The sequence below is a fragment of the Pseudomonas sp. CDFA 610 genome, assembly GCF_021147865.1.
In the GTDB taxonomy this organism is placed as follows: Bacteria; Pseudomonadota; Gammaproteobacteria; order Pseudomonadales; family Pseudomonadaceae; genus Aquipseudomonas; species Aquipseudomonas alliivorans.
In genome coordinates this window covers 250790-266613 of sequence record NZ_JAGTPM010000010.1, presented here as the reverse complement: position 1 = coordinate 266613, position 15824 = coordinate 250790, and the positions used below count along the sequence as shown (strand labels likewise).

The following is a 15824-nucleotide window of genomic DNA, read 5'->3' as shown; positions in this document are numbered from 1 at the left end:
GTTACACGCTTCGACAAACTCGGAAAAAGTTATGCGGCAATGGTCTCACTGGCTTGTGCCATGCGGTGTTTGAGACAGTACTTTTCGTACAGAGCCTAGGACGTGCCCTTCGAAATCGATCGTATTTGTGCTTATGTTTGGAGCTTTTGAAGTCTGTTTCTCTTGGACCTCTGCACTTTTCGCCTTTGGTTTATGAGCTTGCGGAACCTCCTGATCTGCCAACGAACCCTTACGCGGTTCTGATGCCTGCAGATCGGGCCGTCTTTTCAGCTTGTCCTGATGCTCGAGCATCCACTGACCCAAACGCGCGCCCTTGGGGCTGGCTCGCATTTCCTGCGCGAGTACTGTCGCGCTCCCTCTGCCTCGCGTGAGGTAGGCGACGATGGCGCCCAGAAGCAGAGTCACGACTTCAACATGTCCCAGGGCGATGTGATGAGTCGCACTCTGTTGAGCATAAGGATCATCCTGAATAAAAGGACTCAGGCCGGGCTCGCCGCGAGGTCCGTTCCATGCGGCTTTGATACCTCTCACGTAGTGCTCAGCAATCTTCGGTAAGCCGTCGATGAAGAACTCGGCGATGGACTCCAGACCGAGCACGCCGAGTATCCAGGTGCTGACCTGCAATCCCATTGCTGCGCCCGCAACACCTGATGGAACCGCGCCTACGCCGCCGAAGAAAGCTCCGAAGCCTGCACCGAGGGTCGCGCCCGTCAATACGCTACCTGCGACGATCATTGCCATTTGACTCACGGCATCCATCAGATCGTTCAGAACGCTGGAAATGTCGAGGTCTGCGTAGCGTTGCCTCAATACGCGGCCTGCTTCCCATTCAGCATGGATGAACGCAGTCCTGACGCTACTGACGCGGCGAATCTTGAGCCCAATGGAATCAACTCGTTAGGCTCTGTACGAAAAGTGGCTGCGCTCGGTGATGCTGCGTTAAAAACAGGCTCGGAATGCTCATTTACAACACGTAGACTCCGCTTCCTCGCCTGTTTTTGCCTTGCCTGACCTTCGCTCGCCGACTTTTCGTACAAAACCTAGTTCGCATATGTGCGATAAGTTGCGCTCCCCCCTTGATAGCCCATCGCATGAGTGATGCGATTTTCTATGTCAAACCATGACGGCACGACGCCTCTCAATAGCATTCAATTCTCCCTGAGTGAATGTTGAACCGGTAAATCTAAGCAAGACGAGTCCATGTCCGACATAAGGGCAACGGGTGGTGCCGTTACCTGTTAACGAAAGATCGCGTTTCATCCTGTTTGATTACAACAAAATATTTGCCCGTCCAAGGAATAGAGAGTTTTCCTACGGCGGTAGTGACCAGTTTCCTGTTGGTCTAGAGACTAACGCTTATCCATTCGCAGGGCAGCGCGGATCTCTGGACTTCCGACGCTACCAGCGACAACCGTGATTCTTGCGTGATGTCTGCACCGGTTCGGTATCGAGCTGATTCCACTTTATTTGGACGCTATGGTTTGTCTCGGACTTTTCAATGCTGATCAACGCAAAGCGCCCTCACGTGCTGATGAATGAGCGTTCTTTCAGTTGGGTTACAGATAGACCTCACGACACGACGTATAAAATCATTTGATGGCACAATGATGTCATGGTAAAACCTTGCAACAGACATTCGTCTGCATCAGCTAAGGAATAGCCATGAGAAAGACAGGGATGAGTTTCCTCGCCGTACTTGCATTGGCGTGCGCGTTTTCCGCCCAAGCCAAAGAAGCTACGGTTTCAGATGCCACCATTGTCAGAGCAATCATCCAGGATTCCATTGACGGCTATTCCGGCAATTGCCCTTGCCCTTACAACTCAGCCCGTAATGGCAGCCGATGCGGCAAGCGCAGCGCATACAGCCGAGAGGGCGGTTATGCGCCGGTTTGCTTCAAGGAAGACGTAACGAAGGAAATGATCAGCGAATACCGCAGTCGCTTAAAAAACTGACCGAGGCATTATCTGGTTATACCGGGCCGTGACTCAGGGTTGCGGCCACTTTATCGTAACTACCCCAGCCGAAACACCGGCAATGCCGAACGCCACCACGGCTTGCCAACACGACGCGGCGCCGGCTGAACCTGCATCTGCGGATGCGCCACCATCAATGGCATGTCCCGCAGCCTGATCCACGGCTCGCTCTGCCAATGCAACACACTCACCGACAAGGCCGGCCATTGCAGCAAACTCAGGTGCGGCGCGTGATCATCAGACGGCACCTCAGCGTCCCGCAGCGTCGCCACCACCTCGTTGGTCAACCACTGCCGCAGTCCGCGATTCTCCGCATGATAGTGATGCACCAACATCGCGTAAGCCCCCGACTCACTCACCATCAACTCCGACTCAGGGCCGCTGTGCTGCTCAAGCGTCATCATCCGGTACTGGTCCGCATCGAGCTTACGCATCGTCCGCTCGTTCAGCGGCCAGCCGATGAGACGACCCAGATCGCGGGCGCTGAACCAGGGCTGGTGTTCAAAGAGGAGGGCTTGAAGCGGGCGGTTGTGGCGGTGGAAGAGGGTGGGGCGTAATGCATCTGCTGCTAGGTCTGATAGAAAATTAGACATGACGTAATCTCTACATTTTCAGCTTTCTAGGCTGGGTGTCGGGAGCTAAGAAACCCCAATGTAGAAAGGCCGGACGTATTCCCCTTTCGGGTCTTGTATTAGTCCACACCCGACATAACAGAGATTTTAGTACGCGCGGCCGAGAGCCGCAGGTACAAAGCCGCATTTATCGGAAGCGATCAGGCCGCTACATTGGATTTCTTGGCGTTTCTTAGGCGCGGTGCAGAGGGTAGGTGGCATTGGCAGTCTGGGCAAGGTCCGACGTTGTAGGAGATTTCTGAAAATATTCACAAGAAGCGCTACGGTTTAATTGATGCGGTCATGAACCCGTGTCTAGAGGTTTTGCGACTCATTTAGCTGATTTATAAGAGCACTCATTACAGGTTTGGGGTCCTTGAGCTGACATTCCCATATTGTGATCACCCTCCAGCCTGATTGCTGAAGGGTCAAGGACGATTGAAGATCTCTTTTCACATTTTTGGCAAATTTCTCAGCCCAAAATAGAGGTCTTGTTTTCGGCATGGTTGCGTACCTGCATCCGGCGTGCCTGTGCCAAAAACATCCATGGACAAATATACAGGTCTTCAGTTTCGGCATTACAATGTCGGGATTTCCAGGTAGATCTTTCCGATGGAGCCGGAACCGAAATCCATGAGCATGAAGAAATTTTCTCACAAGAAGCTCGGGGCGCGTGTTTTTCCCCTTGATTGCAGACATCATTCTCGATCGTGTCGCACTGTCTACGACGTCCATTACGTTCACCCTTTGGCAGATTTACACATGAAGAAAGATGAGCCCTTGCAGGTCGTGGACCTTTTTGCCGGTCCCGGTGGCCTTGGCGAAGGCTTTTCCTCACTAAATAATGGAAGAAGCTTTGAAGTGTTAGTCTCCGCAGAAATGGATCAGTTCGCGAGAAATACGCTTAGGCTAAGAGCTTTTTATCGCGCCTTAAAAAGCCAGAATCCGGATGGATTAAAGGATTATTACCGATTCTGCGAGACTGACGGTGCTATCCAACCATGGACAGAAAATAGCCGTGAGCAATGGGCCTATGCGGACCGCGAAGCACGCCAGATAAAACTTGGAACTCCAGAAGGTAATTCGGAGCTAGATGCTATACTTGATGAGAAACTTGATACGAGTAAGCCATGGGTTCTAATTGGTGGGCCTCCTTGTCAAGCATACTCACTAGTTGGGCGGGCAAGAAACAAGGGGAACTCTGAATACAAGGCCGAGGACGACAGTAGACATTTTTTATACCGAGAGTATTTAAGGATAATACAAAGTAAAAAACCTGCCGTCTTTGTTATGGAGAATGTGAAAGGTATTCTATCTTCGAAAATAGGTGGAGAACAAATATTTCCTCAGATATTAAAAGACTTAGCCGATCCTGACGCAGCTCTTGGCCTTAAAGCGGGTGTAGGTGCAAAGTATAAGATCTTTTCATTAGCGTCCGATGACTTTTATGAGTCTGGTATGAGTACAGACGATCTTGACCTTAGTGGCTTTGTCATTCGCTCGGAAAAGTATGGCATTCCTCAAAGTCGACATCGCGTAATACTAGTCGGAATTTCCGAAGAATATGTCGATGGTTCAGAAGAGCATAAGCTGACTCCTATGAAGGGAGCTACAGTAAGCGATATGATCGGAAATCTACCGCCACTTAGAAGTACACTTTCTCGAGGTAATGATAATCCTGACAGCTGGTGCCGTGAAGTATTGGACCACCTGAGCAGTTTGCGTAGGGACCTTCTGCTGTCAGGAAAGCAAGATATCTTGCTAGAGGTAGAGTTGAAAATCGTTAGAGACTCCTTCTCAGGAGGGCGATTCGGAACAGGAAGTTTGCGCGTTGCCAAGGATAAATATTGGAGCGGCAAGATTGATGACGATCATTTAGACGAATGGTTCTTGGATCCGGATTTAAGCGTTTGGTTAAATCATGAAGCTAGAGGGCATATGAGTTCAGATCTGAAGCGTTACGTCTATGCGGCAACTTATGCGCAAGCACATAATATTTCACCAAAAGGTCATGGTCAGTTCGATTTGCCAGGTTTAGCACCGCTACATAAAAACTGGGAAACTGGTAAGTTTAGTGACAGATTCAGAGTTCAAGTAAGAGACCAAGCATCCTCTACTATTACTAGTCATATTTCCAAAGATGGACATTATTTTATACATTATGATCCGAATCAATGCCGAAGTCTCACAGTAAGAGAAGCTGCTCGTATGCAGACTTTTCCAGATAACTACTTCTTTTTAGGGAACCGAACTCAGCAGTATCACCAAGTCGGAAACGCTGTACCGCCTTTGCTTGCAAAAAATATCGCTGCTGTAATTGAAAGAATTATTTCAAGAAAAACAAATATCTTATCGAAGGAATTTTCCTCTGAGTAAGAAGTTAACTTGCACTTTTGCTTGTTTTATGACATGAATGATGGCCAGTGGCTTACTGATGAGCGCGAGCTTAGCCTAAGCGCATGGGATTACTGAGTCATAATAGCAACGCCTGCTGATCGGGGAACATGGAATGTTGAGTAGAAATAAGGTTACTGTCCGGAATGCTCAATCGGCGCATTTTTTATGAGAGAAGTTCAAAACCCACCCAATGCGGCTTCTCTTCTTGAGTCGATGAGATCTATTGGTTATACGTTGGAATCTGCTTTGGCAGATTTAATAGATAATAGTATATCTGCTAAAGCTAAAACTATAAATATTGAGTTTCGTCCATTTGATCGGCCATATATAGCCGTTATTGATGATGGCGTAGGCATGTCTTCAGATGTTCTCCGAGATGCCATGAGGCATGGGAGCACAAGCCCTCTGCACCAGCGGAAAAGTGACGACATGGGTCGTTATGGTCTAGGACTGAAAACATCTTCGTTGTCGCAGTGTCGTCGTCTTACCGTAGTTTCAAAATATGAAGGATGTATCAGTGCGTTTTGCTGGGATTTGGATATTGTAATAAGTCGTGGTAATTGGGTCATGCTTGCCCTTGATCCTAAGGATTGGGAAGTACTTCCGCATTTTAGAGATTTAAATGAGCGAGAGTCTGGTACAGTCGTAGTATGGCAAAATTTAGATAATTTAACCGCTGGTGAAAAATCGGTTGAATCCGCTATGAACGAAAAGATGTCATATGTGCATGATCATATTTCGTTGGTATTTCATCGATTTATTTTAGATGATAATTCCAAAAAGCGGTTAAAAATATCCTTAAATGGGGCGGTTCTTGAAGGGGTGGATCCTTTTTGGACTAAGCATAAGTCTACTCAAATATTAGATGACGATAACTTTAAAGTTGAAGGTCAGAAGGTTTCGGTTAAGCCCTATATACTACCTCATCTGAACAAAATGACGTCTTCTGATATTAAGCGCGCTGGTGGCGGTGAAGGCATAAAAAGCCAGCAGGGATTTTATATTTACAGAAATAAAAGGCTTATTATCTGGGGGACTTGGTTTCGACTGGCGAGAAAGAATGAGTTGAGTAAGTTGGCTAGGGTTAGAGTTGATATACCTAACTCTTTAGATTATCTCTGGACTCTCGATATAAAAAAATCTGCAGCTCATCCTCCAGAAGCTGTTAGAGCAAATCTTAAAAGGACGGTTGAGAGGATAAGGGAGGTCAGTGGACGAACTGTTATTTTTAAAGGTAGAAAAATTGAAGCTCTGGATGTAATTCCTGGTTGGAATGAAATTATCGATAGGGGCAGTGTTCGTTACGATATAAATCGTAATCATCCTCTGATTTTTCAGCATCGACAAAGTTTGCCGGATAATAGTATTCCTGTATTTGAACTATTGCTGAGTGTTATTGAAAGTTCCTTTCCAGCGGATCTGTTTTATTCTCGGATGGCTGGAGATATTAAATCTGGATTTAACGAAGTTGAAGCTATTGAAATGCTGAGGCACTTGGCGGGGACACTGTTTTCTCAGATGCCTAAAGATTCAGCTTTGCGTTCAAGACTATTATCTACACTTCATCTGTTAGAGCCGTTTAACTTACATCCTGAATTGACTAAAGATATTATAAAGGAATATGAGCTATGAGTAATGAGGCTAGAGGGCAGTTGTCAGTCAACGGACGTCGTTTAGAACTAGGCGTTATCACAACTCTAACAGTTGACGGCATTCCAACTGAATCCGAAATTCTTGAGCTGTCCAACTGTCTTAGAGCTTTACCAATCTACTCTGTTTCTGACTTGGAGTTTGATGAGGTTATAAAACGGTTACATGTGGCATTGACCGTAGATATGGGGCTTGGGAGCTATGTCTACGATGAGCACAATCCTTGGCTTAGTGCGCGAAAAGCTGACATAGATCCGTTCTATTGGGATCGCTATCAAACAGACCTGCTTAAACAAGGATGGGGCCCCAAGGTTGTTAGTTCTTTAGATAAAGTTACAGATGATATATTAGATTTACTGGGCAACCCTAAAGCTTCTATAGGTTGGCCTCGCCGTGGGCTTGTAATGGGTGATGTTCAATCCGGTAAAACATCTAATTACACAGGTCTTATATGTAAAGCCGCAGATGCTGGTTATAAATTGGTTATATTACTCACAGGGACTCTAGAAAGCTTGCGAAGGCAAACGCAGGAAAGACTGGATTCAGGATTTGTAGGGTTGGATAGTTCTGGCGTTGTTAATAATCGGAAGCGCCATCGTAAGGAGATTGGTGTCGGTTTGATAGATGCTGCAAGATCTGCTGGTGTGTTTACTTCGACAGTGGGTGACTTCAAGGCGGCTACCATAAATCAACTAGGCTTCAAGCTAAAAGATTATAAAGAGCCGGTTTTATTAGTGGTAAAAAAGAATAGACGGATCTTAGAAAATCTTGCCAATTGGCTTCTTACTTTTAATGCAAATGGATCCGGGAATATAGATTTACCACTTTTGCTTATAGATGATGAGGCTGATAACGCTTCCATCAATACCAACCCTGTAAAAGCTACCGCTATAAATTCAGGGGTTAGAGGGCTATTAAATGTTTTTCCCCGCTCTAGCTATGTAGGGTTTACGGCAACGCCTTTTGCTAATGTTTTTATAAATCCTGATAGTACAAGTGAAATGGAGGGGGATGATCTCTTTCCTCGTGATTTCATATATTCGCTTGATGCGCCATCTAATTATGTTGGGGCTCATAGAATATTCGGTGAAAAAGCAGATATTGATTGTGTTGAAAGTATTGATGACGCTGAGGAATACTTTCCAAAAGGACAATCCTCAGATAGCCTAATCGAGGCAGTACCTGATAGCCTACTTGACGCGGTCCTTTGCTTTTTTATCGTTAATACGATTATGGATTTGCGCTCAGATATGCCGAGGCATCGGTCTATGTTGGTAAATGTCAGTCATTTCACGCTTGTTCAAAACCAAGTGCGCAATATACTGGATTTTGAAGTTCGCTCAATGCAGTCAGATATTAGGAATTATGCATCGCTGGCGACTGTCGATGCATTGCGTAATACATCGCTTCGCAGATTGTATGAGTGTTTTAATAGGTTTTACAGTAAGCTGAATATACCATGGAGTGAAATCCAAGCTGGTTTAACAGCAGCTAATTTACCGATTCAAGTAGTGGCGGTGAACCAAAAAAGCGGGCCAGCAAGCTTGGATTATTCATCTTATAAAGAGTCTGGATTGAGGGTGATCGCTGTTGGCGGCAACAGCCTAGCTCGGGGACTCACCTTGGAGGGACTTTGCGTTAGCTATTTTTTCCGTGGTACGCAAATGTACGACGCATTGCTTCAAATGGGTCGATGGTTTGGATATAGGGTGGGTTACGAGGATCTTTTTAAGATTTGGATGACTGACGAGATGTTCGATTTTTATTCGCATATATCTGAGGCTACTGATGAGCTGAGAAATACTGTCAAAAGAATGCAGTTATCAAGGCTCAAACCCATCGACTTCGGGTTAAAGGTTAGATCTCATCCTGAGTCTTTAATGATCACCGCAAAGAATAAAATGCGTGATACCGATGAAATAGTTGAGACGGTATCTATAACGCAAGAAAGCCTAGAGTCTCCTAGGCTGCTAAAAGATTCTGCGGTGCTAGCTGGCAATTACAAAGCTGCACAAAATTTTATTCGTGATGTTTCAGAGAGGAATTTGCAAGTCCAAAAAGATTTTCCTGTTTGGTTGAGGGTTTCGAAGGATTTAATAGTTAAATTTTTGCGGGCTTTTATAAGTCATCCGCTCAGTATAAAGCTACAAACCTCTAGTTTGGCCGATTTTATTGAAAACTCAAATGACCATAAACTCCAAACTTGGGACGTTGCTCTTCCTAGCGGGCGTGGTGATTGCTTTGAGTTCGTTTCAGGGGTTTTGGTGAATCCGAGGCAACGTAGAATAACTGATGATAATGCCATTCGCGCGTTGCTTATAAACGGCACTAAATTGCGAGTGGGGTCTGCGGCTGATGAAAAGATAGGCTTGGAAGCACTGGAAATAGAAAACGTTGAGAAAGCGTTTCGATCCGATCCTAAGAATAAAACAAAAAATATACCAGGTCATATATACACTGCTGTTCGCCAGCGACCATTGTTGCTTATTCATCTCATACAGGAAAAAGATACCGAAAATTCCGCTTCGGTTGTTCCACAAGGTTGTGAAACATTAGTTGCTATAGGGCTTAGCTTTCCCCAGCTTGACGTCGCTAGTCATCGAATTTCTTATAGGATAAATTTGGTAGAGTTAAGAAATATTCTTTCAGGCGATGCATCAAACATTCAGTCCGATGATGAGGATGACGAAGAAGATGATGAATAACTCAGTGTTGTCTTGGAGACTATGCCTCGTTGAGGACACGAAAAGCGGTTTTAGTCGCACTGATTCTACTCATTTACTGGATTTTTATTTAGGTTTCGATAGCGATTCTAGACATACATTACTTTTGATTTGTGATGAAAAACCAGAGTTTCAAAGTGGCTTGAAGTCAGTCAATATTAAAACCGTTATAAGGCCGGACGGGCGATGGTCTTTGTTTTTAACGCTTGAGGATTTTTCGCTCCTCGATATGTTTACCTTGCTTTGTGGTGATTTAATAGAATCATCACGTGATATTTCTGACGCTTCCGTGGCATTAGAATTTGTTTTAAACAGGTTGATGAGTTGGCGTTTGCTGTTTGAACGAGGTGGCGTAGGTCTTTTGACAGAAGCGGAGATTAGAGGTCTCTGTGGAGAGCTTCTGTATCTACAGAGGATGGTCGAGATATACGGCAGCAGCCCTGCAGTTAGTAGTTGGGTTGGTCCGTACCTAGCCGATCAAGATTTTCAAATGAATACGATTGCATGGGAAATAAAAACAGTTAGGCCGGGAGCCAGCGCAATCACGATATCTTCTGAGCGTCAACTCGATACTAGAAATCGTTCTATTACTTTGGTTGTTTTTGAATTAGCTAACTGTTCTCCTTCTTCTACAGGAGCATTTACTCTTAATTCTCTTGTGAAAAGGCTAAAGTCTTTGTTTGGCGCTTCTTATGAGGCTAGGATGTTGTTTGATAGGTCTTTGTTTAAAATTGGTTATATAGAGCGTTCTGAATACAATGAACTGAATTTTGCGATGAGAGAATGTTCGGCTTACAGCGTGGTTTCAGGCTTTCCATGCATTATGTCAGACGCTCTACCCGCAGGTATCAGTGATGTAAATTATAAGCTCGACCTTTCAAAGTGCAAAGAATTTAAATTCACTATTTTTTAGTGAGGGGTGGCACATGGATTTAGAAAGCTTTCATAAAGAATTTATTGAAACGGTAAGGGCAAGGGCAGAATCAACAAAAGACTTTATTCGAGCTGCATTTGTGGATGAGTGCGGGGAGCGTCTTTTAGATGCTGAAGAGCTTTATGCCTTTGAGAATTGCCGATATGAAGGTTTTAATGTTAGTAGAAAAAAAATAAGAGTTGATGGTTATTCTTACGATGAGGCTGATAGTTCGTTAGCTTTAATTGTTGCTGATTTTGAGAATGATGACGAGTTAGTTGGTTTTGTTGCACAAGACGTTACGGGGGCTCTAGATCAAGTTCGTCTGTACTTGGAGGCCGCGTTGAGTGGTGAGCTAACTGACGGGTCAATCGATGAAAGTCACCCAGGTTACGGTCTTGCTTGCGATCTAATGGATTGGCAATCGAAAATTTCGAAGTACAAATTATACTTCGTTAGCGATAGATTTTCAAAAATAAAAAAGAAGAATTGGGTTGATCGAGATATAAATGGCATTCCGGTAGAGTTTCATGTTTGGGATGTTGTGCGGTTTCACTCGGCATACATATCTGCAACTGGTCGAGATGAATTACTTGTGGATTTTTGTACGGCTAAAAGTTCGGGGTTGCCATTCTTGGCTGCTGCTCAGTCAGGTGGTGATTATGATGCATATCTTTGCATGATCTCTGGTGACCTACTGGCCGATATATATGATAAGTACGGAAGCAGGCTACTTGAAGGTAATGTGCGAACTTTTCTCAGCGCTAAGGGTAAAGTGAACTCTGCAATTCAAAATACGATACGTAATCGTCCGGAAATGTTTTTTGCTTTTAATAATGGTATAGCGGCGACTGCCGAAAATGTGATAATTCAAGATACGTCGGCTGGTCCGCGTATCACGAATGTTACCAATTTACAGATTGTTAACGGTGGCCAGACAACCGCTTCGTTAGCTTATGCAAAACGAGGGGCTTCAGGAAGAAAGGATTTTGCGGATCTTTCTAAGGTAATGGTGCAAATGAAATTATCTATTCTCCCTTCTGAGCGTGTCGGTTTGCTAACTCCGGAAATTGCTAGATGTGCTAACAGTCAAAATAAAGTTAGCGATGCCGATTTCTTCTCTAATCACCCCTATCATGTTCGAATAGAAGAATTTTCTCGACGCATATTTACTTCCCCTAGCGGTGGTGCACAGCACGGTACACATTGGTTCTACGAGCGTGCGCGTGGACAATTTTCTAATGAGCAGGCAAAGCTCACTACCGCTCAGAAAACCCAATTTCTCATTCAAAATCCTAAAGCACAATTATTTAACAAAACTGACGTGGCTAAATATGAAAATAGCTGGCGAGAGATGCCTCACAAAGTAAGTATGGGCGCACAGAAGAATTTTTTAGTTTTTGCTGATGTTATTTCTAAGGCTTGGGCTAGTGATGGCAAGATTTATAATGAAGATTATTTTCGTTCGCTTGTAGCCTTATCTATTCTTTTTAAGAAAATTGAAGCTTTGGTAAGTCAGCAGTCTTGGTATCAAGGGGGGTACAGAGCCAACATTGTTACCTATACGGTTGCTAAGCTGCATAATATGATATCCGAACAGGCATTAGGTAAGCAATTAAACTTACGCGCAATTTGGGACTTGCAGCGCACACCAGATTGGCTTATTTCTCAAATTACCATAATAGCTAAGGCTGTTTTTAACGTGTTGACTGATCCAGAAAGGCCTAAAGATAACGTTACAGAATGGGCCAAAATGCAAGTATGTTGGGAGCAGGTTAAAGAATTTGATATTTCGATTCAGTCTGAGTTATATGAAAACCTTACTGATATTAGCTCTGCTGTTGATGAGTCAAAATCCTCTAGGCGGACTCAAAGAACGGACGATGGAATTGATGTTCAAATTAAAGTTGTTGAAGTGCCAAGCGTAGAGTGGAGTAGGATGCTTAATTGGGGTTTGAAGCATGACCACCTAACGCCCAAGCAAATCAGTCTTTTGAAGTTCGTATCTGTAACTTCTCAGAAGTTACCTACAGAGAGGCAGTGTAGTGAAATTTGGAGGATTCGTGACGATATGATAAGTAAAGGCTTCATTGCGATGTAGTATTCCTTAAATATTATTGGCTTTCGTAGCACGTAAAATGGCATCTTGCTTAAAGTTATATTTTGATTTTTATCTATTAAAAAGCCAGGCAGCTTCCGCTCCTGGCTTTTCATTACATCTAGCTCAAAGCCGGACTATCAATCCCAGCTCAACGCCCCACCTGTCTGATACTCAATAACCCTCGTCTCAAAGAAGTTCTTCTCTTTCTTCAAGTCCATGATCTCGCTCATCCATGGGAACGGGTTGGTGGTACCTGGGTACTCTTCCTTCAGACCGATCTGGCTCAGGCGACGGTTGGCGATGAATTTGAGGTAGTCCTCCATCATCGCTGCGTTCATGCCCAGTACGCCGCGTGGCATGGTGTCACGGGCGTATTCGATTTCCAGTTGAGTGCCTTGCAGGATCATCTGCGTGGCTTCTTCTTTCATCTCGGCATCCCACAGGTGCGGGTTTTCGATTTTGATCTGGTTGATCACGTCGATGCCGAAGTTCAGGTGCATGGATTCGTCGCGCAGGATGTACTGGAACTGCTCGGCGACGCCGGTCATTTTGTTGCGACGGCCCATGGACAGGATCTGGGTGAAGCCGCAGTAGAAGAAGATGCCTTCCAGAACGCAGTAGTAGGCGATCAGGTTGCGCAGCAGTTCCTTGTCGGTTTCGACGGTGCCGGTTTCGAACTTCGGATCGGAGATCGAACGGGTGTACTTCAGGCCCCAGGCGGCTTTTTTCGCGACCGATGGAATCTCGTGGTACATGTTGAAGATCTCGCCTTCATCCATGGCCAGCGATTCGATGCAGTACTGGTAAGCGTGGGTGTGGATCGCTTCCTCGAAGGCCTGGCGCAGGATGTACTGGCGGCACTCCGGGTTGGTGATCAGGCGGTACACGGCCAGCACGAGGTTGTTGGCAACCAGCGAGTCGGCGGTGGAGAAGAAGCCCAGGTTGCGCATGACGATGCGGCGCTCGTCGTCGGTCAGGCCTTCCGGGTTTTTCCAGAGGGCGATGTCGGCGGTCATGTTGACTTCTTGCGGCATCCAGTGGTTTGCGCAACCGTCCAGGTACTTCTGCCAGGCCCAGTCGTACTTGAAGGGTACGAGCTGGTTCAGGTCGGCGCGGCAGTTGATCATCATCTTTTCGTCAACGGCAACGCGAGCGCTGGCGCCTTCGAGTTCGGCCAGGCCTTCGGCGACGTCCAGTGCGTCCAGCGCTTTCTTGGCGCGGATCAGGGCTGCGGAGTCGTTGGCGGTAACGGCACGTGCTTCCTGGGCCGCTGCGCCACCGGCGCTGTCGAGGCGGTCCATGTTGGCTTCGTTGGCGTGACCGGCGTTGGCCGCTTTGGCAACTACTTCGCCGTCTTCTTTATCGAATTCGTCCCAGCTCAGCATGGTGGTGGAGCTCCTGTGCGTGAGGGTTGCCTTGCGGCGACCGGTTGGATTTTAAAGTGCATGTGACCAGCGTTGCGATAGAGGCGCGCTGGCAACGTAAATGTGTCGAGGTTTCTCGATGGGTCTTACTGAGACTGATCTGTCAGGCCCGCGTTCATAAGTCGGGGCTGTCCGGCAGATCGAACGCCAGGGTTGTCGGCCTGTGCGTCAGCGATGGTGCTGTCGGTGTTACGTTCAGGTGAGCCAGCTTGCCGAAGAAGGTGGTCATTTCAAGTACCCTGAAGAGGCGCGAGATTATACAGATTTTCATCCGTACTGGCTTATGCCAGTGAAGACAGCGCGTGATTTTTTGCGCGATTTTTTACGTTCAAACGCTGATTCATGCTTGACGGGCGACGCGTCACTATGGCTGATGAAATCGTCCATTTAGTGCTCCCCGAAAACTATCGACACAACATATAGGTTTTGTTCGCGCTCGGCAATCGGGCCGATGAGCTTGATCACGTTTCAGGCATCTGTCGTTTTCAGCGTTTTTCTGCTCTGTTTTCGATCACGGTTTTCTGTGAGCCTTGTGTGGCGTGCCTCTCGACCGAAACGCCGAAAACCGACGCTGTCGCAGGCGTGAATGACTCTCCGATATGACGCTGGAAATATTTTGTAAATCCCTGACGAAAGGCGAAGACGGTGCCGGGTCTGGTGTCGGAAAGCATCGATTGAAGCCGGGCAGGGCGTCGTTCGGTAATACTGGCCAGTTAGTGGCTAATGCCGTAATCTTCGCGTCGCAAAAAATGAGTGCCAGGGAGGCCGTGATCATGTCAATCGCTTCCTGGCCGCACAGTCTCCAGCCAGTCAAGGAAGTCCATGTTCCGCCTCTTCAAAGCAACCGCTCTGGCTTTAGTGATGGGCATCGCCGCCGGCTGTACTCAAACGGCATCCGTGGTGAGTGAGCCGCTGCAACCTGCGCCGAATGCGCCTGTCGCTTATCTGGTCGGTTCGCTCGGACCAAAATTCGTCAATCTGTTCCCTGCGCAACGTCAGGCCCTGCTGTTTCGCAAGCGTGGCTCCCAAAACGGCGCCATGGGTCTCTGGACCAGTGATTTCAAACAAAAAACGTCCGACGACATACAGGACGCCGATGGTGTTGCCAGCGTTTTCGTATTGCCGCTGACACCTGGCGATTACGAGTTCTATGATTTTGACCTCTACACCCTTGTGACGTCGGGACAGATTGCGTACAGCACTAGCTTGTCCGCCAAGGAGAAGTTCACGCGGTCGATGCATCTTGAGCCGGGCAAGGCTTATTACATCGGCGAGTTCCGTTCCACCTGCATCCTTCAGGCAGGTTGTGCATTTCTATGGCGCAACGAAATGGCCCGTGATGGCGTTGTTGCCAAGCGTCAGCATCCACAAATGCCTGCCTTGCAGTTTCTCCCGCTGGATCTCACCGGCACCGGTCCCTTCTTCATTGATGACACGCCAGGCAAAGGTCTCGCACCCAAGGTCGCTGACGAGAGTCGACCATGAAGCAATGCGGTTGCTCGTTGATGGTTCTGCTATTGAGTGGATGCGCAGCGACCAACACGCTTTCGCAGATGCCCTTGGCGCAGGGGCAGGCCTACCTTGCACCCTTGCACGTCACGGTCAATGACCTGAAGCGCGCTTCGACCCTGCGAAATGATCTGCGTGAAACCGGCGTCTTCAGTGCTATTGAGGCTGACGTCGGGAGTGAAGAGGATTACAGCGTTCATGTGCAGATGGAGGTGAAGCGACAATACCCTCCGTATCCACTGGTGTTGCTCAGTAGCGCGACGTTGTTCCTGCTGCCGTTATCGCGGGAGGTTGGCACCGATGCCGAATTTACGGTGTCGCAGGGCCGCAAGGTCCTCAAGCGTTATCGGTATCGCAATAACACTCAAAAATATACGTTCTTGCTGGACATGGGGGCCGAGGTAGATGTTCAGAACCTCAATCGAATCGCCCATGCCTTTGCCCACGATGTTCAACAAGACCATCTGATCCCTGTTGCTGGAACCACACGATGACTGTTCGATACGCGCTAACCGCAGCCTT

Annotated in this window: 11 protein-coding genes and 2 pseudogenes; 9 read left to right on the top strand and 4 right to left on the bottom strand. The window is 46.9% G+C overall.

The genetic code is table 11. The features are described from left to right. Positions 1 to 99 (top strand): annotated as a pseudogene (locus KDX39_RS20205) (IS5/IS1182 family transposase); the annotation flags it as partial. A gap of 60 nt (positions 100 to 159) precedes the next feature. On the opposite strand, the pseudogene KDX39_RS20200 reads toward KDX39_RS20205, so the two are convergent. After that, positions 160 to 879, bottom strand: a pseudogene (locus tag KDX39_RS20200) (DUF6861 domain-containing protein); the annotation flags it as partial. A gap of 783 nt (positions 880 to 1662) precedes the next feature. Here KDX39_RS20200 and KDX39_RS20195 point away from each other — a divergent pair. Beyond that, positions 1663 to 1953: a hypothetical protein gene (locus tag KDX39_RS20195; protein WP_083186017.1), complete on the top strand. Its 291-nt coding sequence runs from the start codon at positions 1663 to 1665 to the stop codon at positions 1951 to 1953. Between the two features lie 59 nt (positions 1954 to 2012). Here KDX39_RS20195 and KDX39_RS20190 read toward each other — a convergent pair whose 3' ends face one another. Then, a complete protein-coding gene (locus tag KDX39_RS20190; RefSeq protein ID WP_231661576.1) occupies positions 2013 to 2567 on the bottom strand; it encodes a BRO-N domain-containing protein in 555 nt (184 codons plus the stop codon). Positions 2568 to 2900: 333 nt separating this feature from the next. Further along, positions 2901 to 3320 (bottom strand): very short patch repair endonuclease, encoded by a 420-nt coding sequence (locus KDX39_RS20185; RefSeq protein ID WP_231661575.1) that lies wholly within the window; start codon positions 3318 to 3320, stop codon positions 2901 to 2903. A 27-nt stretch (positions 3321 to 3347) separates the two neighbouring features. On the opposite strand from KDX39_RS20185, the gene KDX39_RS20180 reads away from it, so the two are divergent. From KDX39_RS20180 to KDX39_RS20160, 5 genes are all read left to right on the top strand, one after another. Further along, positions 3348 to 4961, top strand: a complete 1614-nt coding sequence (locus KDX39_RS20180) for a DNA cytosine methyltransferase (protein ID WP_231661574.1) — start codon at positions 3348 to 3350, stop codon at positions 4959 to 4961. 186 nt (positions 4962 to 5147) lie between these two features. Then, positions 5148 to 6614, top strand: a complete 1467-nt coding sequence (locus KDX39_RS20175) for an ATP-binding protein (protein WP_231661573.1) — start codon at positions 5148 to 5150, stop codon at positions 6612 to 6614. Further along, entirely contained in the window at positions 6611 to 9337 is a 2727-nt protein-coding gene (locus tag KDX39_RS20170; protein WP_231661572.1) for a Z1 domain-containing protein, read from the top strand. The genes KDX39_RS20175 and KDX39_RS20170 overlap by 4 nt, the downstream gene beginning before the upstream one ends. Then, on the top strand, positions 9330 to 10268 hold the full coding sequence (locus KDX39_RS20165; protein ID WP_231661571.1) for a PD-(D/E)XK motif protein: 939 nt from the start codon (positions 9330 to 9332) through the stop codon (positions 10266 to 10268). The genes KDX39_RS20170 and KDX39_RS20165 overlap by 8 nt, the downstream gene beginning before the upstream one ends. A gap of 13 nt (positions 10269 to 10281) precedes the next feature. After that, positions 10282 to 12369: an AIPR family protein gene (locus tag KDX39_RS20160; protein ID WP_231661570.1), complete on the top strand. Its 2088-nt coding sequence runs from the start codon at positions 10282 to 10284 to the stop codon at positions 12367 to 12369. A 137-nt stretch (positions 12370 to 12506) separates the two neighbouring features. Here KDX39_RS20160 and KDX39_RS20155 read toward each other — a convergent pair whose 3' ends face one another. Next, entirely contained in the window at positions 12507 to 13754 is a 1248-nt protein-coding gene (locus KDX39_RS20155; protein ID WP_004887325.1) for a ribonucleotide-diphosphate reductase subunit beta, read from the bottom strand. An 861-nt stretch (positions 13755 to 14615) separates the two neighbouring features. On the opposite strand from KDX39_RS20155, the gene KDX39_RS20150 reads away from it, so the two are divergent. Continuing rightward, positions 14616 to 15278, top strand: coding sequence for a hypothetical protein (locus KDX39_RS20150; protein ID WP_231661569.1), 663 nt, complete (start codon positions 14616 to 14618; stop codon positions 15276 to 15278). Between the two features lie 20 nt (positions 15279 to 15298). Beyond that, positions 15299 to 15796 (top strand): hypothetical protein, encoded by a 498-nt coding sequence (locus KDX39_RS20145; RefSeq protein WP_231661568.1) that lies wholly within the window; start codon positions 15299 to 15301, stop codon positions 15794 to 15796. Positions 15797 to 15824: the final 28 nt, after the last annotated feature.